This window comes from Pseudomonas cichorii, assembly GCF_018343775.1.
Taxonomy (GTDB): domain Bacteria; phylum Pseudomonadota; class Gammaproteobacteria; order Pseudomonadales; family Pseudomonadaceae; genus Aquipseudomonas; species Aquipseudomonas cichorii.
On sequence record NZ_CP074349.1, the window covers coordinates 3,805,712 to 3,825,723 of the forward strand.

A 20,012-nucleotide genomic window follows, 5' to 3' on the forward strand; every position below is an offset into this window, starting at 1 on the left:
AGGGCTTTTTAAAACTGTGTCGTCCATTCTCGAAAAAGTCCTTGCCTCTGCATGGACACAGCTATTCAAACCCCAGACTCTTGAGCGGGGGTACGGCTACGCCCTGCAAAAACGCATCGCACTCGAAGAGTCCAGCCCGCAGATCATTCGCACCACCTGCCGGGGCTCGGGGTACGAGCTCTACACCCAGACCCTGCTGTTCAAGGATCCGGATCGCTACAAGAATTTCCTGGTCTGCAAATGCACCTGTCCTGTACACAATGACTGCAAGCACTGCGTAGCAGCCATGCACTTCCTGCAGGACCCGGCAAACAAGCCTGCCATTGCCGCCGCCATGGCCTCGCACACTCCCGAGGTCGTCGAGCCCAAGGCCACTCTGCCCGAACGCCTGATCGACGATATGAAACCCGTACCGCGCCTGATTCTGGCCAGTGTCGAGTTCAGCGCCTATGAGCCGCGCAACGGGCGCATGCAGCGTCATATCCAGCATCGGGCAGCGCTGGCCTTCGCCTATGGCAAGCACTATGCCGTTGGCACGACCAACGTCAGCATTCTGGTCAGTTCCCTGGGCAGCGATCTGGTCAACCAGAAGAGCGACATCATCGAGCACACCGAAACCGAAACCCTGCGCATACGCCGCCAGGGCGAGCAGGAGCGGCAATATCGCCAGCAACTGAACGATATCGGCTTCAAGGTCGCTACCCGGCAAAGCAAGGCCCTGCCCGACAGCGCCGGGGACATGTATGAACTGCCCACCGACAAAGCGTGGCTGCATTTTGTGCTGGACGATCTGCCAAGGCTGCGCGAGCAAGGCTGGGAAATCGAGATACGCGATGACTTCGGCTTCGATGTCACGCCCGTGGATGACTGGTATGCCGTCATCGACGAAGAAACCGAACGCGACTGGTTCGACCTGGAACTGGGCATCATCGTCAACGGCGAACGCCTGAGCCTGCTGCCGATCCTGATCAACCTGCTTCGCAGCCATCCGGAACTGATGAGCCCTTCGGCCGTTGCCAAGCGCGGCGATGAAGAACAGTTGCTGGTCCAGCTCAACCACTTCACCCAGAGTGGCGGCGGCCCGGTACAGGTCGCACTGCCTTACGGGCGGCTCAAACCGGTGCTTGCGACCCTGGGCGATTTCTACTGGCGCGAGGAAGACAGCAACACGCTGCGCATGAGCCGGGCCGATGCTGCGCGCCTGACCGAACTCGATGATATGCCACTGGTATGGCAGGGCGGCGACCGGCTGCGCCAGTTCGCCGAACGGCTGGTGAACATCAAGGATGCGCCGGTCAGCCTGCCCGAAGGGCTGAATGCCACGCTGCGCACTTATCAGCTGGAAGGCCTGAGCTGGATGCAATCCCTGCGCGAGCTGGAAGTGGGCGGCGTGCTGGCAGACGACATGGGCCTGGGCAAGACCCTGCAAACCCTGACGCACCTGTTGATGGAGAAACAGGCCGGGCGCCTGGATCGCCCTGCCCTGGCCGTCATGCCCACCAGCCTGATCCCCAACTGGCTGGACGAAGCCGAAAACTTCACACCGCAACTCAAGGTCCTGGCCCTGTATGGCGCCAATCGTCATCAGGAAGCCAGCAACCTCCAGGACTACGACCTGATCCTGACTACCTACGCCCTGCTGCCACGAGATCTTGAACTGCTGGAGAAACTGCCGCTGCACGTGCTGATTCTCGATGAAGCGCAATACATCAAGAACCCCAACAGCAAGGCTGCCCAGGCAGCCCGCAACCTCAATGCCCGCCAGCGCCTTTGCCTGAGTGGCACGCCGCTGGAAAACCACCTGGGCGAACTGTGGTCGCTGTTCCACTTCCTGATGCCCGGCTGGCTGGGCAGCAGCAAGGAATTCAACAGCAACTACCGGACAGCCATCGAAAAACACGGCAACGTGGATCGTCTGCACCACCTCAACGCCCGCATCAAACCGTTCCTGCTGCGCCGCACCAAGGAACAGGTCGCGACCGAACTGCCACCCAAGACCGAGATCATTCACTGGGTCGAACTCAATGACGCGCAACGCGACGTCTACGAGACCGTGCGCCTGGCCATGGACAAGAAGGTTCGCGACGAGATCACCCGCAAGGGCGTGGCCCGCAGCCAGATCATCATTCTTGAAGCCCTGCTCAAGCTGCGTCAGGTCTGCTGCGACCTGCGCCTGGTCAACGACGACATGCCGGTTCCTGGCAAACAGGGCAGCTCGGCCAAACTGCAAAGCCTGATGGAGATGTTCGAGGAACTGTTGGCCGAAGGTCGCAAGATCCTGCTGTTCTCGCAGTTCACCTCGATGCTGACCCTGATCGAGCAAGAGCTTGAACAGCGCGGCATTCCCTACGCCCTGCTCACAGGCTCGACCCGTGACCGCCGCACACCGATCCACGACTTCCAGAACGGCAAGCTGCCGGTATTCCTTATCAGCCTGAAAGCCGGTGGTACCGGCCTGAACCTGACCGCTGCCGACACCGTGATTCACTATGACCCATGGTGGAACCCGGCCGCAGAAAACCAGGCCACCGACCGCGCCTACCGCATCGGTCAGGACAAGCCAGTGTTCGTCTACAAGATGATTGCCCGCGGCACCGTGGAAGAAAAAATCCAGCGCTTGCAGCAGGAAAAATCGGCCCTGGCAGCAGGCGTCCTGGATGGCCGCTCGGCAGGAGACTGGAAGCTACGGGACGAAGACCTGAAGGCGCTGTTCGCGCCATTGCCGGCTGCGCCGAAGAAAGGCAGGAAATAATCCGCCCCCTGTGGGAGCGAATTCATTCGCGAGAAGCCTCTTCGCGAATAAATCCGCTCACACGGGGTGGGTTTTATTCTGCCGAAAGCACCCGCGCCAGAGTGGATTTCACTTTACCCATGCCATCACGCAGCGCCTGCTCGATCTCGGCCATGGTGATAACAGCCTTCGACTTGCCCGCAGCCGGATTGACCACCAGCGCCAGACAGGCGTAATCCAGCTCCAGCTCACGGGCCAGTGCCGCTTCAGGCATACCGGTCATGCCGACGATGTCGCAGCCATCACGCTCAAGACGAACGATCTCGGCCACCGTCTCCAGACGCGGCCCCTGGGTGCAGGCATACACGCCACGATCACTGAACTCGCACCCTTCAGCCGCCAGTGCCGCAATCAGACGATCGCGCAGCGCCTCGCTGTAGGGGTAGCTGAAATCGATATGGGTGACCTGCTCCAGATCGTCGGCAAAGAAGGTGTGCTGGCGACCGCTGGTGTAATCCACCAGATCATGGGGCACGCAGAAATGGCCGGTTCCCATGGCCGGATGAATACCGCCCACGGCATTCACGGCCAGAATCGCTTGCGCACCGGCCTGCTTCAAGGCCCAGATGTTGGCGCGGTAGTTGACCTGATGCGGCGGCAGGCGATGAGGATGGCCGTGACGGGCCAGGAACATCACTTCGCGACCGGCATAGTCACCGATCTGAATTTCGCCCGACGGCGCGCCATAAGGCGTGTTCATGGGCAGGGACTGGCGAATGTTCAGACCTTCAAGCTGGGTCAGGCCTGTTCCGCCGATAATCGCGTAAACCGTCATTGCAAATCCTTAATCGATCAATTGGGCATTGCGCAGCGCCTGAAGCGCCGTCAGCCAGCGCGGATGCTGGCGATAATCCGTCGAAGCATGAGCCTGGCCACGCATGCGGGCGGTACGCGCAGAAGGCTTGACCTTCAGACGTTGCGCAGCGCTCAGGGCCAGCTCGGCGGCAGCACGGTCATTGCAGACCAGGCCCATGTCACAACCGGCCGTCAGCGCAGCCTCGATGCGACTGGCCGCATCGCCCACCACATGAGCACCTGCCATGGACAGGTCATCACTGAAGATGACACCGTCAAATTGCAGTTCGCCGCGCAGGATCTCCTGCAACCAGCGACGGGAGAACCCGGCAGGCTGCGAATCGACCTGCGGATAGATGACATGGGCAGGCATCACCGCCGCCAGTTGTTTACTCAGACGTGCAAAAGGCACGAGATCCTTGCTGCGAATCTCGTCCAGGCTGCGCTCGTCATTGGGGATTGCCACATGGGAATCGGCTTCCGCCCAGCCATGACCCGGAAAGTGCTTGCCGGTGGCCGCCATGCCGGCAGCCTGCATACCACGGATAAAAGCACCGGCCAGCAAGGCCGCGCGCTCGGGATCGCCCTCGAAGGAACGGGTTCCCACCACAGCGCTACGCTGGAAATCGAGGTCCAGTACCGGGGCGAAACTCAGGTCCAGGCCAACAGCCAGCACTTCGGTCGCCATCAGCCAGCCGCAATGCTCGGCCAATGATTCGGCATCTGGCTTGTCGGCAATGGCACGCATCGCAGGCAAACGCACGAAACCCTGTCGCAGACGCTGGACCCTGCCGCCTTCCTGATCCACGGCCAGCAGCAAGTCAGGGCGAATGGCACGAATGGCCGCGCTCAACTCGCGTACTTGCCGCGGGTGCTCGATGTTACGGGCAAAGATAATCAAACCGCCCACTTCGGGCTGACGCAGAAACTGACGGTCTTCGGCGGTCAACCAGGTACCGGCGACATCGACCATCAGGGAGCCTTGCAGGCCTGAACTCATAGAAAAACCCTTAACACACCATTACCAATCAATCCGGGCATGGTGCTTGATCCTGGAGCCTCGCGCAATGCGAGCGCATCCAGGAATCGTCAGGCCTTGGCGGCGACGGGGGCGCTTGAGGAGCTTTTGGTGCGCGGCTTGAGCTGCGCTGCGATCATGGCGGCGTCTGTCACACCGGTTTCGGCACGCATGCCGGCTGCCAGGAATGGCACCATAAGGCGCATGACCTGCTCGATGGACGTGTTGACGCCGAAATCGGTCTCGGCGATGGCACGCAAGGCCTTGATACCGGACATACTGAAGGCTGCAGCACCCAGCATGAAGTGCACGCGCCAGAACAGCTCGATAGGTGGAATGCGCGGGGCAGCTTCGTTGACCAGGGTCATGTAGCGGCGGAACACCTTGCCGTACATGTCTTCCAGATAGCGACGCAAGTGACCTTGGCTCTGACTGAACGCAAGCCCCAGCAGGCGCATGAAGATCGACAGGTCATTGCCGCTGCGCGGCTGAACCACCAGCGCCTGCTCGACAAGCATCTCCAGCAACTCTTCAAGCGTTGGCTTTTGCTCGGGCCTGGCCTGACGACGCTCCAGCTCGCGTTCGAGACTGATGCAGAAAGGCCCCAGAAAACGCGAGAAAACCGCCTGGATCAATGCCTTCTTGGAACCGAAGTGATAGTTCACCGCAGCCAGATTGACCGACGCCTTGCTGGTTATCAGACGCAAGGAGGTTTCGGCAAAGCCTTTTTCTGCGAACAATTGCTCGGCAGCATCAAGAATGCGTTCAACGGTTTCCGACTGGGCCATGGCTCTCTGCCTAACAAACGAACGTTTGAAACATACGTATCAGCCGGGCCTCTTGTCAAGCGGGCTGTTCATAGAGTGGCCGAACAGTCACTTATCCGACCTCTTGCAGACAGACTGCAACCCGACCGTCGGGCGACGAAAATGAAAAGGACGATTGCCAACACGCCTTCACTGTATATAATCCCAGTCACTGTATAAAAAGACAGAGCGCCTGCCATGATCAAACTGACGCCACGCCAAGCCGAGATTCTGGGCTTCATCAAACGCTGCCTCGAAGACAATGGCTACCCGCCTACCCGCGCGGAAATCGCTCAGGAACTGGGCTTCAAATCCCCCAACGCGGCGGAAGAACACCTCAAGGCACTGGCCCGCAAGGGCGCCATCGAAATGACTCCGGGTGCGTCACGCGGCATCCGCATCCCCGGTTTCGAGGCAAAGCCTGACGAGAACAGCCTGCCGATCATTGGCCGCGTTGCCGCGGGTGCGCCGATCCTGGCCCAGCAGCATATCGAAGAGTCCTGCAACATCAACCCGACCTTCTTTCATCCAAGTGCCGACTACCTGCTTCGGGTCCACGGCATGAGCATGAAGGATATCGGCATACTCGATGGCGACCTCCTGGCCGTACACACCACCCGTGAGGCTCGCAACGGCCAGATCGTGGTTGCACGGATCGGCGACGAGGTCACGGTAAAACGCTTCAAACGTGAAGGCAGCAAGGTCTGGCTCATTGCTGAAAACCCCGAGTTCGCACCTATCGAGGTCGACCTCAAGGATCAGGAGCTGGTGATCGAAGGCCTGAGTGTCGGCGTCATTCGCCGCTAAGGAGACGTTATGCAGTTCCATCAAGCACCGCACACGCAATTACCACTGTTCGAGGCGTTCCTGGCCCAGCCACTCGCCCCGATGATTGCCGAAGATACCGAAAAGGCCTGGGGCAACGAGCCAGAAGCCTTCAGTGAACTGACATTGCGTGGCGCAGCCGGGAGCTGCCTGAGCCTTATGGCACCTATCCTTCGGGAACTGAGCCAGGACACCAACGACCGCTGGCTGACTCTGATTGCGCCACCCCCAAGCCTTACCCAGACATGGCTGAGGGATGCAGGCCTCAACAGAGAGCGAATACTGCTATTGCAACCTCGGGGGAATCAAAGCGCACTGGAGTTGACTCGCGAAGCGCTTAGACTGGGACGCAGCCATACGGTAGTCAGCTGGATCAATCCGCTGGGTTCCGCTGCTCGTCAGCAACTGGTGAAAGCGGCGCGGATCGGGGATGCGCAGAGTTTGAATATTCGACTGGGCTGATTGATTGCCCAGCCGTTAATGAAGGACCCGAGGCCCCGAGTCCTTCTCAAGCTCACCTTCAGCCAACCGTCCGGCCATCTGCACACCTACGCTCAGCATCGCCTTGGCAATCTCGACATGCTGACCTTGCATGAAAGACTTGGCATCTGCAGAGAAATCGAGGGTAACCAGCGCCCCTTCATCATCGGCGCGACGCAACTCTATGCGGCCGTCAGGTAGTTCGACAATTTCAAGAAAAGAGGTAGGCATCAGTACAAATACTCCGCGAAAGGCCAGCATTGTAACAGTCTGCCAGCCTGTAGATCATTGGTTTTAGCACTCGCTCAAGCCTTCACGAAAACGAATGGCCAGACCCTTTAGTTGTTGCCGCCAGCCTTCCAGTTCCTCACGAGTCAGCTCAAAGGCCGGTTTGTCGTCCAGATTTACCGCCACAATCATCGGCTGGGTGACATCTCCCTTGGGAGCTTTAGGAGCGCGAGGCGGTTCAAACAAGGCGTTGTAGGCCGACAGAAGCTGCGCCAGCCAGGTTTCCCTGTTGCGCGCCAACTCGACCAGTTCGGCCATTTCCGGGATTGCTACGGCGTCCAGCACTTCCTGGGTCAACAGCAGCTCGGCTCGTGGTGCATTGGCCTGAGGCAACCGGTAGAAACCGGCAATTTCATGACACAACCCCAGCAGCGCGCCATACAAATGAAACAGGACGGATTCACGCTCGGCCTGTAACAACGCCTGGGCATTGATGGCCTGACCTTTCTCGGCCTTGCCCAGCGCTTCAAGCGCAAGCCCGGCAAAGTAGATCTTCTGATTGGTGCGGGTATAGAGCTCATAGGCCATGGCGGCATTCTCCATAACGGTCAGATAAAAAGAGCATGGCCACAAGCGCCAAAGCTCCCGGCAGGGTCAAACCCGCCTGGAGCCTCCTGGGCAAACTGTGCCCGACCTGCGCCGGGCACACTTGATCAGCGCTTGTCTTCGACCTTCCAGACACCGCCATCATAGAAAGCACGCCAGCCGGTCGGCTTGCCTTCCACTTCGGTCTGGACATATTGCTCTTTGGTCTTGCGGCTGTAACGAATTACCGCCGGACGGCCATCGGGGTCTTTCTTCGGCGCTTCGCAGAGGAAGTGATACTTGGGATCGATTTCATCCTTGTGCGGCACGATCTCAATGACCAGCGGCGCACGGGTTTCACGATTCTTCGGGAACTGGCTTGCGGCCAGGAACAGACCGGAAGCACCGTCGCGCAGGATGTAGGTGTCATCGACCTTGTCGCACTTGAGCTCAGGCATCTTCACCGGGTCCATCTTCGGTGGCGCAGCCTCGCCGCTCTTGAGCAGCTTGCGAGTGTTCTTGCATTCGGCATTGGTACAGCCGAAGAACTTGCCGAAACGGCCGGTCTTGAGCTGCATTTCGCTGCCACACTTATCGCACTCCAGGCTCGGACCTTCATAGCCCTTGATGCGATAGGTGCCCTCTTCGATCTCGTAACCCGAGCAGTCCGGGTTGTTGCCGCAGATATGCAGCTTGTGCTTCTCGTCCAGCAGATACGCATCCATGGCCGTGCTGCAGACCGGGCAACGGTGTTTGCCGCGCAATACGCGGGATTCGGATTCACCCTCGTCATCCTCGGCGATCTCGTCACCGGGAGTCAGGTTGACCGTCGCCTTGCAGCGCTCCTTGGGTGGCAGGCTGTAGCCCGAGCAGCCGAGGAAGACACCGGTCGACGCGGTGCGGATCTGCATCGGACGACCGCACACCTTGCACGGGATGTCGGTCATGACCGGCTGGTTGGCACGCATGCCGCTGTCAGGGGCTTCGGCCACTTCAAGCTTCTTGCGGAAGTCGCCGTAGAACTCGTCCAGCACGTTCTTCCAGTCGCGCTCGCCCTGGGCCACATCGTCGAGGTTCTCTTCCATGCCGGCCGTGAAGCCGTAGTCCATCAGGTTGGAAAAGCTCTCGGACAGACGACCGGTGACGATATCGCCCATTTTTTCCGAATAGAAACGACGATTGTGCAATGCAACGTAGCCACGATCCTGAATGGTCGAAATGATCGCCGCATAGGTCGAAGGACGACCGATGCCGCGCTTTTCCATTTCCTTGACCAGGCTGGCTTCTGAGTAGCGAGCTGGCGGCTTGGTGAAGTGCTGGCTCGGGTCCAGTGTCACCAGCTTCAGGGTTTCGCCCTGCGCCATGTCCGGCAGCACACCGTCATCGCCAGGCTTGGAGATCTGCGGCAATACACGGGTGTAACCGTCGAACTTCAGGATGCGGCCCTTGGCGCGCAGCTCGAAGTCACCGGCAGCAACGCTGACCGTGGTCGACAGGTACTGGGCCGGCGGCATCTGGCAGGCCACGAACTGGCGCCAGATCAACTCGTAAAGGCGCTCGGCATCACGCTCCATGCCCGACAGCTTGCTTGGATGGGTATTCACGTCGGACGGACGAATCGCTTCGTGAGCCTCTTGTGCGCCTTCCTTGCTGCTGTAGACATTCGGGGATTCCGGCAGGTACTTCTTGCCGAACTCTGTCTCGATGTAAGCGCGCGCCATGCTGACGGCATCGGCCGACAGGTTGGTGGAGTCGGTACGCATGTAAGTGATGTAGCCCGCTTCATACAAGCGCTGGGCCATCATCATGGTTTTCTTCACACCGAAGCCCAGGCGGTTACTGGCTGCCTGCTGCAAGGTGGACGTGATGAATGGCGCAGACGGCTTGCTGCTGGTCGGCTTGTCTTCGCGCTTGACGATGCTGTAGCTGGAGGCCTTGAGCTTCTCCAGCGCCGCCATGGCCTGTGCTTCGTTGAGCGGCTTGAAGGCCTCGCCGTTTTCCCTGGCGACTTCAAAGCGCACATTGGCGCCCTTGGCAGTACCCAGGTCGGCGTGGATTTCCCAGTACTCTTCAGGATTGAAGGCACGGATTTCGCGCTCGCGCTCCACCACCAGCTTCACGGCAACCGATTGCACACGACCGGCTGACAGGCCACGAGCGACCTTTTGCCAGAGCAGCGGCGACACCATGTAGCCCACGACGCGGTCGAGGAAGCGACGGGCCTGCTGGGCGTTCACACGGGCGATGTCCAGCTCGCCTGGCTTTGAAAAGGCTTCCTGGATGGCTTTCTTGGTGATTTCGTTGAACACCACGCGCTTGAAGCGGCTGTCATCCCCACCGATGGCTTCGCGCAGGTGCCAGGCAATGGCTTCCCCTTCGCGGTCCAAGTCCGTTGCGAGATAGATGGTGTCGGCATCCTTGGCCAGCTTGCGCAGCTCTTCGATCACCTTTTCCTTGCCGGGAAGGATTTCGTATTTGGCCTTCCAGCCGTGTTCGGGGTCGACGCCCATACGCGACACCAACTGGCGCCGGGCCTTTTCCTTGGGGCTCAGTGCGGGCGCTTCGCTCGCAGTTGCCTTGCCACGCTTGGCGGCAGGTTCCTTGGCAGCACTAGCCGAACCGCTGGTGGGCAGGTCTCGGATATGGCCGATACTCGACTTCACCACGTACTGGTTGCCCAAATACTTGTTGATGGTCTTGGCCTTAGCCGGGGATTCCACGATGACCAGCGATTTGCCCATGGATCAGAAAATTCCTGAAAACTAGATGAAAGACAGAGTGGAGCTTATAAAGGCCACGCTATATATAGTGGCTACAAGGTGAGGTCAAGCACAGGCTGTTGTACGGCCCCGACTCACGGACGGGTAAAAAGACTCGGCTCAACCTGAACCAAAGCAAAGCGCGGCACTTGCTCGCCGTCAACCTCGACGGACTCGAGGAACATGCTCAAAGGACGTACCCACATCCCGAAATCACCGTAAAGAGCTTGATAGAACACCACTTCTTCCTCGGTTTCGGAATGTCGCGCAACACTGAATACCCGGTACTCCGGGCCTTTGTAATGGCGATAGAGCCCTGGCTCTAATTGCATGCTGTTGCCCTCTTGAAACATGACTGAAACAACGGGTAAAAAAATGGCTTTTTCCAAAATACAAAAGCCGGGGACCAGGCCCCGGCTCGCATCAATTCAGGGTCCGTTGACGGCAACAGACCCTTTCAATCTCAGATGCGTTCAAAAACAGTGGCAATGCCCTGGCCCAGACCGATACACATGGTCGAGACGCCCAGCTTGCCGCCATTCTGCTTCATTACATTGAGCAAAGTACCCGAAATACGCGCACCGGAGCACCCAAATGGATGGCCCAGGGCGATAGCGCCGCCGTTCAGATTAACCTTCTCGTTCATCTTGTCGAGCACTTTCAGATCCTTGAGCACTGGCAGGGCCTGTGCGGCGAAGGCTTCGTTGAGCTCGAAGAAGTCGATATCGGCAATGCCAAGACCGGCACGCTTGAGGGCTTTCTGAGTCGCCGGTACCGGGCCGTAACCCATGATTGCCGGGTCTACACCCGCAACGGCCATGGAACGGATGACCGCCATCGGCTCGATACCCAGGTCCTTGGCACGCTGGGCAGACATGACGATCATGCAGGACGCACCGTCGGTAATCTGCGATGACGTACCCGCCGTTACAGTACCGCCCTTGGGATTGAATGCAGGCTTGAGCGCCGCGAGACTTTCCAGGGTGGTATCCGGACGGATGGTTTCGTCGTAGTCGAAAACCTTGAGAAAACCGTCTTCGTCATAACCCTGCATCGGGATGATCTCGTCCTTGAACTTGCCCTCCAGGGTCGCCTTGTGAGCGAGCTGGTGGGAGCGCAGGCCGAAAGCGTCCTGTTGCTCACGGGTAATGCCGTGCATCTTGCCAAGCATTTCGGCAGTCAGGCCCATCATCCCCGAAGCCTTGGCGGCATGCAGGGACATGTGCGGGTTCGGGTCGACGCCATGCATCATGCCGACATGGCCCATGTGCTCGACGCCACCGATCACGAACACATCACCGTTGCCGGTCATGATCGCCTGGGCCGCCGTGTGCAGCGCGCTCATGGACGAGCCGCAGAGGCGGCTCACGGTCTGGGCCGCAGAGGTGTGCGGGATCTGGGTCAGCAACGACGCCATGCGTGCGATGTTCCAGCCCTGCTCCAGGGTCTGGTTGACGCAGCCCCAGATGACATCTTCCACCTCGGCCGGGTCGATCTTCGCATTGCGCTCCAGCAACTTGCTGATCAGGTGCGCCGACATGTCTTCGGCACGGGTGTTGCGGTGCATGCCGCCCTTGGAGCGGCCCATCGGGGTGCGACCGAAGTCGACAATCACGACGTCTCTTGGATTCAAGCTCATACGTTCATTCCTCAGAAGGCGCTTAACCGAAGAAGCTCTGGCCTTTACTGGCCATTTCACGCAGCTTCGCGGTCGGTTGATACAAGGCACCCAGCTCGGCATATTGGTCAGCGAGGGCAACGAATTGGGCGACGCCGATGGAGTCGATGTAACGCAGCGCACCACCACGGAACGGAGGGAAACCGATGCCGTAGATCAGGCCCATGTCGGCTTCGGCAGCAGTCTCGACGATGCCGTCTTCCAGGCAGCGCACGGTTTCCATGCACAGCGGGATCATCATCCAGTTGATGATGTCTTCATCGGTCACTTCACGCTGCTCGTAGACGATCGGCTTGAGCACGTCCAGCACGGTAGGGTCGCTGACCTTTTTAGGCTTGCCCTTCTTGTCCGTCTCATAGGCATAGAAGCCTTTGCCGTTCTTCTGGCCAAGGCGCTTGGCCTCGTACAGCACGTCCACGGCAGAACGAGTATCGTCCTTCATGCGGTCCGGAAAGCCTTCGGCCATGACGTCACGACCATGGTGACCCGTGTCGATGCCGACCACGTCCATCAGGTACGCAGGCCCCATGGGCCAGCCGAACTTCTCCATGACCTTGTCGATGCGCACGAAATCCACACCGGCACTGACCAGCTTGGCGAAACCGCCGAAGTACGGGAACAGGACACGGTTGACCAGGAAGCCCGGGCAGTCGTTGACCACAATCGGGTTCTTGCCCATTTTCTTGGCGTAGGCAACGGTGGTTGCCACGGCTTCTTCGCTGGACTTCTCGCCACGAATGACTTCCACCAGCGGCATCATGTGCACCGGGTTGAAGAAGTGCATGCCGACGAAGTTTTCCGGACGCTTGAGGGCCTGGGCCAGCAAGGAGATGGAAATGGTCGATGTATTGGAGGCCAGGATAGTGTTTTCAGCCACATTGGCTTCGACTTCGGCCAGTACCGCCTGCTTGACCTTGGGGTTTTCGACTACCGCTTCGACCACCAGGTCGACGTTGCCGAAGTCGCCATAAGACAAGGTAGGACGAATCGCATTGAGTGCTTCAGCCATCTTGGCAGGTGTCAGACGACCTTTGTCGACACGGCCACCCAGCAGCTTGGAGGCTTCATTGAGGCCCAGTTGAATGGCTTCTTCGCGAATATCCTTCATCAGGATCGGCGTGCCTTTCACCGCCGACTGATAAGCGATACCGCCGCCCATGATCCCGGCACCCAGTACGGCAGCCTGTTTCACGTCCTTGGCCAGTGCATCGTATGCCTTGGCTTTCTTTTTCAGTTCCTGATCGTTCAGGAACAAGCCGATCAGACTCTGCGCCGCAGACGTCTTGGCCATTTTCACGAAACCGGCAGCTTCGACTTCCAACGCCTTGTCACGACCGAAGTTCGCGGCTTTCTGGATGGTCTTGATGGCTTCGACAGGTGCCGGATAATTCGGGCCGGCTTGACCTGCAACAAAACCTTTGGCGGTTTCAAATGCCATCATTTGCTCAATGGGATTGAGCTTGAGCTTGTCCAGCTTGGGCTGACGCTTGGCCTTGAAATCGAACTCGCCGCTGATGGCGCGTTTGATCAGATCCAAAGCAGCGGCCTGAAGTTTTTCAGGGATGACCACGGCATCGACAGCACCGACCTTGAGGGCGTCTTCGGCAGCGTTTTCCTTGCCGGAAGCGATCCACTCGATGGCGTTGTCGGCCCCGATGATGCGTGGCAGGCGGACAGTACCGCCGAAACCGGGATAAATGCCCAGCTTGACCTCGGGAAGACCGATCTTCGCCGTATTGGCAATGACGCGATAATCAGCCGCCAGACACATCTCCAGGCCACCGCCCAGTGCGATGCCATTGATGGCGACGACCGTAGGCACACTCAGGTCTTCAAAGTCGCTGAAGATCCTGTTGGCCTCGAGGTTACCGGCAATCAGTTCGCTTTCCGGCAACTTGAAGTTATCAACAAACTCAGTGATATCGGCACCGACAATGAATACGTCCTTGCCACTGGTGACAATCACGCCTTTGACAGAAGCGTCGGCCTTGAGGGCATCAACCACCTGACGCAGCTCGCTCAAGGTCAGGCGATTGAACTTGTTGACGGACTCACCCTTGAGGTCGAAATTCAATTCGACGATGCCACTTTCAAGAGCCTTAACCGTGATGGCTTTACCTTCGTAAATCATCAACTGATCTCCACAATAGGGAAGCTGAACAATACTCGCCGAACCTTGAGGTTCGACGAGACTACGACGTCGCCGTCGATGAACACGCCAAATCAAGCACACCCGCCGACGTGGTAGTCAGAGTTCTGTCAGAGCCGTCTGACGACCAAACGATCAATTCATACGCCCGTTTGATTTGGGTATGCACACCATCAGGCAAAACCCGAAAATTGTCAATTCGACGAAACATCAATAAAAACGGCGTATTGGCCAGATTGCAGCCTTGCCTTCACCCAAGACCCCAAGTTTGATTTGGCCCCATTCAAAAAAGTGATAATGCAAAGCTCGAAGCAAACCCCGACGCGACTTCTTGCACCGTTGAGGCTCGCAGATGAAAAATACTCGGGAAAAACGCGACAAAACGGAGCGTAAGGTCTAAAGTCTGGCCAGTGCCTGCAAAGCCGCTCATCGGCGCGCAGGACTCGGCGATCTACGGCATTGCACCGTAGCGCCACGAATTATCGGCCTGCCTGGCCAACCCCCAGCCCGATGTTGTTGTCGGGCTTTTTATTGCCCGCACATCGGATGGGCTTCAGGCCAGCGCCTTGAGCACCGCATCGATTTTCGGCAAGACCTGCGGCTCCCCCCTCTCGCCCCAGAACAAAGCAATCATCTGCGCATCGGCCTCGACCTTGAACACGTCCGCTGGCAACGTATTGAAATGATTTATCAGCCCCGCATCCTCACAAGGCTCGCGCCAGCGGTTGAGCCAGACGCCCGGCTCACTCTGCCAATAAGCCCAGCACGCCTTCTGCGAGCCCGAACGAGGCCGATGATATTGGGCGCAAGGGCTTGGAGGCTCCTTGGAGAGCCAGTGCGGCCATTCCTGGGGCGCAAGCTGCATGGCCATTCCCAGGCGCCGCGCCTCAAGGCGCAAAGCCATTCTGCCGCTCTGCTGACGCGAGGGACGCAGCCATACCAGCGGGCTCAACATCACACAAATGATTGACAGAACCACCAAGGTCGTCATATTTCTTGTCCCCGCCCGATCAGGCTCTGTACGAAAAGTGGCCGCAACTGGAAATATCCGGCATCGAAATGGATGCAAATGCGCGCCGATAAAAGGAGATCACCGAAAGAGTCGCAGAGCAGACAGCACCCTTGCTTGCCAGCTTTCGCAGCACTAAAAAATCAAAATAAACAATGGTTTGCAAAAGGGCCTGCCCACAAGCGTGCGAAGAAGCCATACTCACCCTTATCGCAATCCTCTCGGAGGACCTCCTTATGTCGTATCAACACATTCTGGTTGCCATTGACCTCACCGACGAGTGCGACCCAGTCATCCGTCGCGCTCGTGTATTGGCCCAGGCCAGCGATGCCACCCTGTCGATGGTGCACATCGTCGAACCCATGGCCATGGCCTTCGGGGGCGACGTTCCAATGGATCTGTCTCAGTTGCAACAGCAGCAATTCGATCAGGCCAAGGAAAAGCTGGAAAAACTGAAGGAAAAATACCCGGAGATCAAGGCAGGCGAAAGCCATCTGGTCTACGGTCAGCCACGCCAGGAAATCCATCAACTGGCCAAGAACCAGAAGTGCGACCTGATCGTTGTCGGCAGCCATGGTCGCCACGGCCTTGCCCTGCTGCTGGGCTCCACCGCCAATGACGTCCTGCATGGCGCACCTTGCGACGTACTGGCTGTACGCCTTAACAAACCTGAGTAAAGCGAAAAGCCCGGGCATCGCTCCCGGGCTTTTCAAAACAACGTCAGTAAGCACATTTATTCGCGAGAGGCCGGCACATCCAAAGAGATGTATCGGCCTCAATGACGCCTCGCGAATGCATTCGCTCCTACCGATTCGGTATCACTCGTCCAGTTCGGCCCAGCGCTCCAGCAAGGCATCAAGCTGAGCCTGCAGGCTTTCGACCTGAGCCAGCACCGCAGTGGTCTGCTCGGAAGAACGCTGATAGAAGCCCGGCTCGGCCATTTCGGCGGTCAGGGCAGCGATGAGCCCTTCCACTTCATCAATCTGCGCCGGCAAGGCTTCCAGTTCGCGCTGCTGCTTGTAGCTGAGCTTCTTTTTCGCAACCGGCATTTCCTGAGCGGCGACCGGTGCAGCCTGCACCACCGCGCTGTTCAGCTCGGCCTTGCCCGACTTGGTATCGGTCACGCCCAGCAGGCGCGGTGAACCGCCCTGACGCAGCCAGTCCTGATAACCGCCGACGTATTCGCGAACCTTGCCTTCGCCCTCGAACACCAGCGTGCTGGTCACCACGTTGTCCAGGAATGCCCGGTCGTGACTGACCATCAGTACGGTGCCCTTGAAGGTCAGCAGCACTTCTTCAAGCAGCTCCAGGGTTTCCACGTCCAGGTCGTTGGTCGGCTCATCGAGGACCAGTAGGTTGGCCGGCTTGCTGAACAGCTTGGCCAGCAACAGACGGGCACGCTCACCACCGGACAACGCCTTGACCGGCGTACGCGCACGTTGCGGGCTGAACAGGAAATCGCCCAGGTAGCTCAGGACGTGACGGCTCTGACCATCGATGTCGATGAAGTCACGACCTTCGGCCACGTTGTCGATCACGGTCTTTTCCAGATCGAGCTGGTGACGCAACTGGTCGAAGTAAGCGACGTCCAGACGAGTACCGACCTCGACCTTGCCCTCGGTAGGCTGCAGGTTGTCCAGCATCAGCTTGAGCAACGTGGTCTTGCCGGTACCGTTGGCACCCAGCAGGCCGATACGGTCCTCGCGCTGCAGGACCATGGAGAAATCCTTGATCAGCGTCGGACCGCCCGGATGAGCGAAGCTGACGCCTTCCAGCACCATCACCTGCTTGCCGGATTTCTCCGCAGTATCGAGCTGGATATTCGCCTTGCCGGTACGCTCGCGACGCTCGCTGCGCTCGACGCGCAGAGCCTTGAGGGCGCGCACACGACCTTCGTTACGGGTACGACGGGCCTTGATGCCCTGACGAATCCACACTTCTTCCTGAGCCAGACGCTTGTCGAACAGGGCATTGGCGGTTTCTTCCGCAGCCAGTGCCGCTTCCTTGTGGACCAGGAAGCTGGCGTAGTCGCCGTTCCAGTCGATCAGGCCGCCACGGTCGAGTTCCAGAATACGGGTCGCCAGGTTCTGCAGGAATGCCCGGTCGTGGGTGATAAACAACACAGCGCCCTGGAAATCCTTGAGGGCTTCTTCAAGCCAGGCGATTGCGCCGATGTCCAGGTGGTTGGTCGGTTCGTCGAGCAGCAGCAGATCCGGCTCGGAAACCAGTGCCTGGGCCAGCAGCACACGGCGACGCCAGCCACCGGACAACTCGGCCAGGGTCTTGTCAGCCGGCAGTTGCAGGCGGCTCAGGGTGCTGTCGACCAATTGCTGCAGACGCCAGCCGTCACGAGCTTCGAGTTCCTGCTGGACATGCATGAGCTTGTTGAGGTCTTCCTCGGTCACGCAGTTCTGGGCAAGGTGATGATACTGGGCGAGCAAGGAGCCCACGCCATCAAGGCCTTCGGCGACCACGTCAAAGACGGTCCGCTCGTCGGCCACAGGCAATTCCTGGGGCAACTCGCCGATCTTGAGGCCAGGCGCACGCCAGACAGCGCCGTCATCGGGCTTCTGCACGCCCTTGACCAGCTTCAACATGCTGGATTTGCCTGTACCGTTACGGCCGATGATGCACACCCGCTCACCACGGGCGATCTGCCAGGACACCTTGTCCAACAACGGCATGGCGCCGAAAGCAAGGGACACATCGCTGAATTTGAGCAGGGTCATGATCTTCTCCAAAAACCGGGCGCGCATTCTACCTGAGATCACCCGTGGATGTCGGCATTCATGCCACCGGGCAGCGACAGAGTGTGAAGGCCTTATAACATCCGGTTTCATTCAAGGGCGTTACAGCCTGCGGCAATGCTTTCACCCGAGGCTGGCAAAAGGCTAAGCTAGCGGCACTTTTCACGAATCATCTGCTCGGAAGTCTCATGCGCAGTCGCTTGTTCAGCTTTTTATCCTGCCTGCTGCTCTCTGCCACCGCGGCCCAGAACGCTCACGCGGCAGACCTCAGCCAACAACGCCAATATTACGACGAAGCAAAACGGGCACTGGCCAAGGGTGATTCGGGCCCTTATCAAATGTACAAATCGGCACTGGCCACTTACCCGCTGGAGCCCTACCTCGAATACGACGAACTGACTGCGCGCCTCAAGACCGCCAGCAATCAGGAAATAGAACGATTCCTGGCCGAACACGGCGACCTGCCCCAGGCCAACTGGATGAAACTGCGCTGGTTGCGCTGGCTGGCCGAACGCGGCGACTGGCAGCCCTTCGTCAAGTACTACAGCCCCAAGATGAATTTTGTCGAACTGGACTGCCTGTACGGCCAATACCAGTTGAACAACAATCTGCGCGCCGAAGGCTATGCCAACGCCGAAAAGCTGTGGATGACCGGCAAAACCCAGCCGGCCGCCTGCGATGCATTCTTCAGCCAGTGGGCTGCCGCTGGCCAGTTGACCGAACAGAAACGCTGGCAGCGTGCCAAGCTGGCAGCCCAGGCGCGCAACTACAGTCTGGCGAACACCCTGGTCAACAGCCTCAACTCTCTGGCGCCTCAGGGCAAGTTGCTGCTGGCCGTTGCCCAGAAACCGGAGATGCTCAATAACCCGACGCAGTTCGCTCCTGTGGATGAAGCCATGTCAGATGTGGTGGGTCTGGGCTTGCGTCGCCTCGCCAGACAGGACCCGCAAAAAGCCCTGGCCATGCTCGACGGTTACGCCGCGACCATGCACTTCTCCCGTGAAGAACAGGTGGAGATCGCAAAGGAAATCGGCCTGACCCTGGCCCGTCGCTATGACGACCGAGCTCTGGAGGTCATGACCAAATACGACCCCGAGCTGCAGGACAACACTGTGACCGAGTGGCGCCTGCGCCTGCTGTTACGCCTGGGACGCTGGGAGGATGCCTACGAACTGGCACGCCGCCTGCCTCAGGATCTGGCAAGCACCAACCGCTGGCGCTATTGGGAAGCTCGCGCACTCGAGCTTGCCCAGCCGAACAACCCGCTGATCCCGAGCCTGTACAAGGACGTGGCCAAGGAACGCGATTTCTATGGCTTCCTGGCGGCCGACCGGACCCAGAGCCCATACCAGCTCAACAACAAGCCTCTGGCGCTCAGCCCTGCCCTGGTCAACAAGGTTCGCAACACGCCGGGCATACGCCGCGCCCTGGAGTTTCATGATCGCGGCGAAATCGTCGACGGTCGTCGCGAGTGGTATCACGTCAGCCGTCTGTTCAGCCGTGACGAAATGGTTGCCCAGGCCAGGCTGGCCTATGACATGAAGTGGTACTTCCCGGCGATTCGCACCATCAGTCAGGCGCAGTACTGGGACGATCTGGATATCCGCTTCCCCATGGCCCACCGCGACACACTGGTCCGTGAAGCTCAGGTACGCGGCCTCCATTCGAGCTGGGTATTCGCCATTACCCGCCAGGAAAGCGCATTCATGGACGACGCCCGTTCAGGCGTGGGTGCCAGCGGCCTGATGCAGTTGATGCCGGCCACCGCCAAGGAAACCGCCCGCAAGTTCAGCATTCCGCTGGCCTCGCCACAGCAGGTGTTCAATCCTGACAAGAACATTCAACTGGGTGCTGCCTACCTGAGCCAGGTTCACGGTCAGTTCAATGGCAACCGGGTGCTCGCCTCCGCCGCTTACAACGCTGGCCCGGGCCGCGTTCGCCAATGGCTCAAGGGCGCGAACCATCTGGCATTCGATGTCTGGGTAGAAAGCATTCCCTTCGATGAAACCCGCCAGTACGTGCAAAACGTGCTGTCTTATTCCGTGATCTACGGGCAGAAGCTCAATTCACCACAGCCGCTGGTGGATTGGCATGAGCGGTTCTTCGACGATCTGTAAACGCTGCTGGAGGGCAAGTCAGCCG

Annotated in this window: 16 protein-coding genes; 5 read left to right on the forward strand and 11 right to left on the reverse strand. The window is 59.0% G+C overall.

The annotated features are described in order from the left end of the window. The first annotated feature begins 16 nt into the window (after positions 1–16). Positions 17–2,752 carry a DEAD/DEAH box helicase gene (locus KGD89_RS15770; RefSeq protein WP_025260732.1) on the forward strand — a complete coding sequence of 912 codons (2,736 nt, stop codon included), beginning with the start codon at positions 17–19 and terminating at the stop codon, positions 2,750–2,752. A gap of 73 nt (positions 2,753–2,825) precedes the next feature. Here KGD89_RS15770 and KGD89_RS15775 read toward each other — a convergent pair whose 3' ends face one another. The 3 genes from KGD89_RS15775 to psrA form a co-directional block, all read right to left on the reverse strand. After that, positions 2,826–3,566 carry an S-methyl-5'-thioinosine phosphorylase gene (locus KGD89_RS15775; protein WP_025260733.1) on the reverse strand — a complete coding sequence of 247 codons (741 nt, stop codon included), beginning with the start codon at positions 3,564–3,566 and terminating at the stop codon, positions 2,826–2,828. A gap of 9 nt (positions 3,567–3,575) precedes the next feature. Beyond that, positions 3,576–4,574 carry a beta-N-acetylhexosaminidase gene (gene nagZ / locus KGD89_RS15780; RefSeq protein ID WP_176767546.1) on the reverse strand — a complete coding sequence of 333 codons (999 nt, stop codon included), beginning with the start codon at positions 4,572–4,574 and terminating at the stop codon, positions 3,576–3,578. A gap of 101 nt (positions 4,575–4,675) precedes the next feature. Beyond that, the gene (psrA, locus tag KGD89_RS15785; RefSeq protein ID WP_025260735.1) at positions 4,676–5,392 is read right to left on the reverse strand and encodes a transcriptional regulator PsrA; all 717 of its coding nucleotides are present in this window, start codon (positions 5,390–5,392) and stop codon (positions 4,676–4,678) included. A gap of 216 nt (positions 5,393–5,608) precedes the next feature. Here psrA and lexA point away from each other — a divergent pair, with 216 nt between their 5' ends. Together lexA and sulA are read left to right on the forward strand one after the other, a co-directional pair. Continuing rightward, positions 5,609–6,217, forward strand: coding sequence for a transcriptional repressor LexA (gene lexA, locus KGD89_RS15790; protein ID WP_025260736.1), 609 nt, complete (start codon positions 5,609–5,611; stop codon positions 6,215–6,217). Between the two features lie 9 nt (positions 6,218–6,226). After that, positions 6,227–6,697, forward strand: a complete 471-nt coding sequence (sulA, locus tag KGD89_RS15795; protein WP_025260737.1) for an SOS-induced cell division inhibitor SulA — start codon at positions 6,227–6,229, stop codon at positions 6,695–6,697. 15 nt (positions 6,698–6,712) lie between these two features. Here sulA and KGD89_RS15800 read toward each other — a convergent pair whose 3' ends face one another. From KGD89_RS15800 to KGD89_RS15830, 7 genes are all read right to left on the reverse strand, one after another. Next, positions 6,713–6,946: a hypothetical protein gene (locus KGD89_RS15800; RefSeq protein ID WP_025260738.1), complete on the reverse strand. Its 234-nt coding sequence runs from the start codon at positions 6,944–6,946 to the stop codon at positions 6,713–6,715. A 63-nt stretch (positions 6,947–7,009) separates the two neighbouring features. Beyond that, positions 7,010–7,531: a DUF6586 family protein gene (locus KGD89_RS15805; RefSeq protein WP_025260739.1), complete on the reverse strand. Its 522-nt coding sequence runs from the start codon at positions 7,529–7,531 to the stop codon at positions 7,010–7,012. A 125-nt stretch (positions 7,532–7,656) separates the two neighbouring features. Next, a complete protein-coding gene (gene topA, locus KGD89_RS15810; protein ID WP_025260740.1) occupies positions 7,657–10,269 on the reverse strand; it encodes a type I DNA topoisomerase in 2,613 nt (870 codons plus the stop codon). A 113-nt stretch (positions 10,270–10,382) separates the two neighbouring features. Further along, the gene (locus KGD89_RS15815) at positions 10,383–10,619 is read right to left on the reverse strand and encodes a DUF1653 domain-containing protein (RefSeq protein ID WP_025260741.1); all 237 of its coding nucleotides are present in this window, start codon (positions 10,617–10,619) and stop codon (positions 10,383–10,385) included. A gap of 131 nt (positions 10,620–10,750) precedes the next feature. Beyond that, positions 10,751–11,926, reverse strand: a complete 1,176-nt coding sequence (fadA, locus tag KGD89_RS15820) for an acetyl-CoA C-acyltransferase FadA (RefSeq protein ID WP_025260742.1) — start codon at positions 11,924–11,926, stop codon at positions 10,751–10,753. Between the two features lie 22 nt (positions 11,927–11,948). Continuing rightward, a complete protein-coding gene (gene fadB, locus KGD89_RS15825; protein WP_025260743.1) occupies positions 11,949–14,096 on the reverse strand; it encodes a fatty acid oxidation complex subunit alpha FadB in 2,148 nt (715 codons plus the stop codon). A 571-nt stretch (positions 14,097–14,667) separates the two neighbouring features. After that, positions 14,668–15,105 (reverse strand): hypothetical protein, encoded by a 438-nt coding sequence (locus KGD89_RS15830; RefSeq protein ID WP_025260744.1) that lies wholly within the window; start codon positions 15,103–15,105, stop codon positions 14,668–14,670. Between the two features lie 254 nt (positions 15,106–15,359). Between KGD89_RS15830 and KGD89_RS15835 the strand changes: the two genes are divergently transcribed. Continuing rightward, a complete protein-coding gene (locus KGD89_RS15835) occupies positions 15,360–15,800 on the forward strand; it encodes a universal stress protein (protein ID WP_025260745.1) in 441 nt (146 codons plus the stop codon). Positions 15,801–15,941: 141 nt separating this feature from the next. On the opposite strand, the gene KGD89_RS15840 is transcribed toward KGD89_RS15835, so the two are convergent. Further along, on the reverse strand, positions 15,942–17,852 hold the full coding sequence (locus tag KGD89_RS15840) for an ATP-binding cassette domain-containing protein (protein ID WP_025260746.1): 1,911 nt from the start codon (positions 17,850–17,852) through the stop codon (positions 15,942–15,944). Positions 17,853–18,058: 206 nt separating this feature from the next. Here KGD89_RS15840 and KGD89_RS15845 point away from each other — a divergent pair, with 206 nt between their 5' ends. Next, complete coding sequence (locus tag KGD89_RS15845) at positions 18,059–19,987, forward strand: transglycosylase SLT domain-containing protein (protein ID WP_025260747.1); 1,929 nt, start codon at positions 18,059–18,061, stop codon at positions 19,985–19,987. Positions 19,988–20,012: the final 25 nt, after the last annotated feature.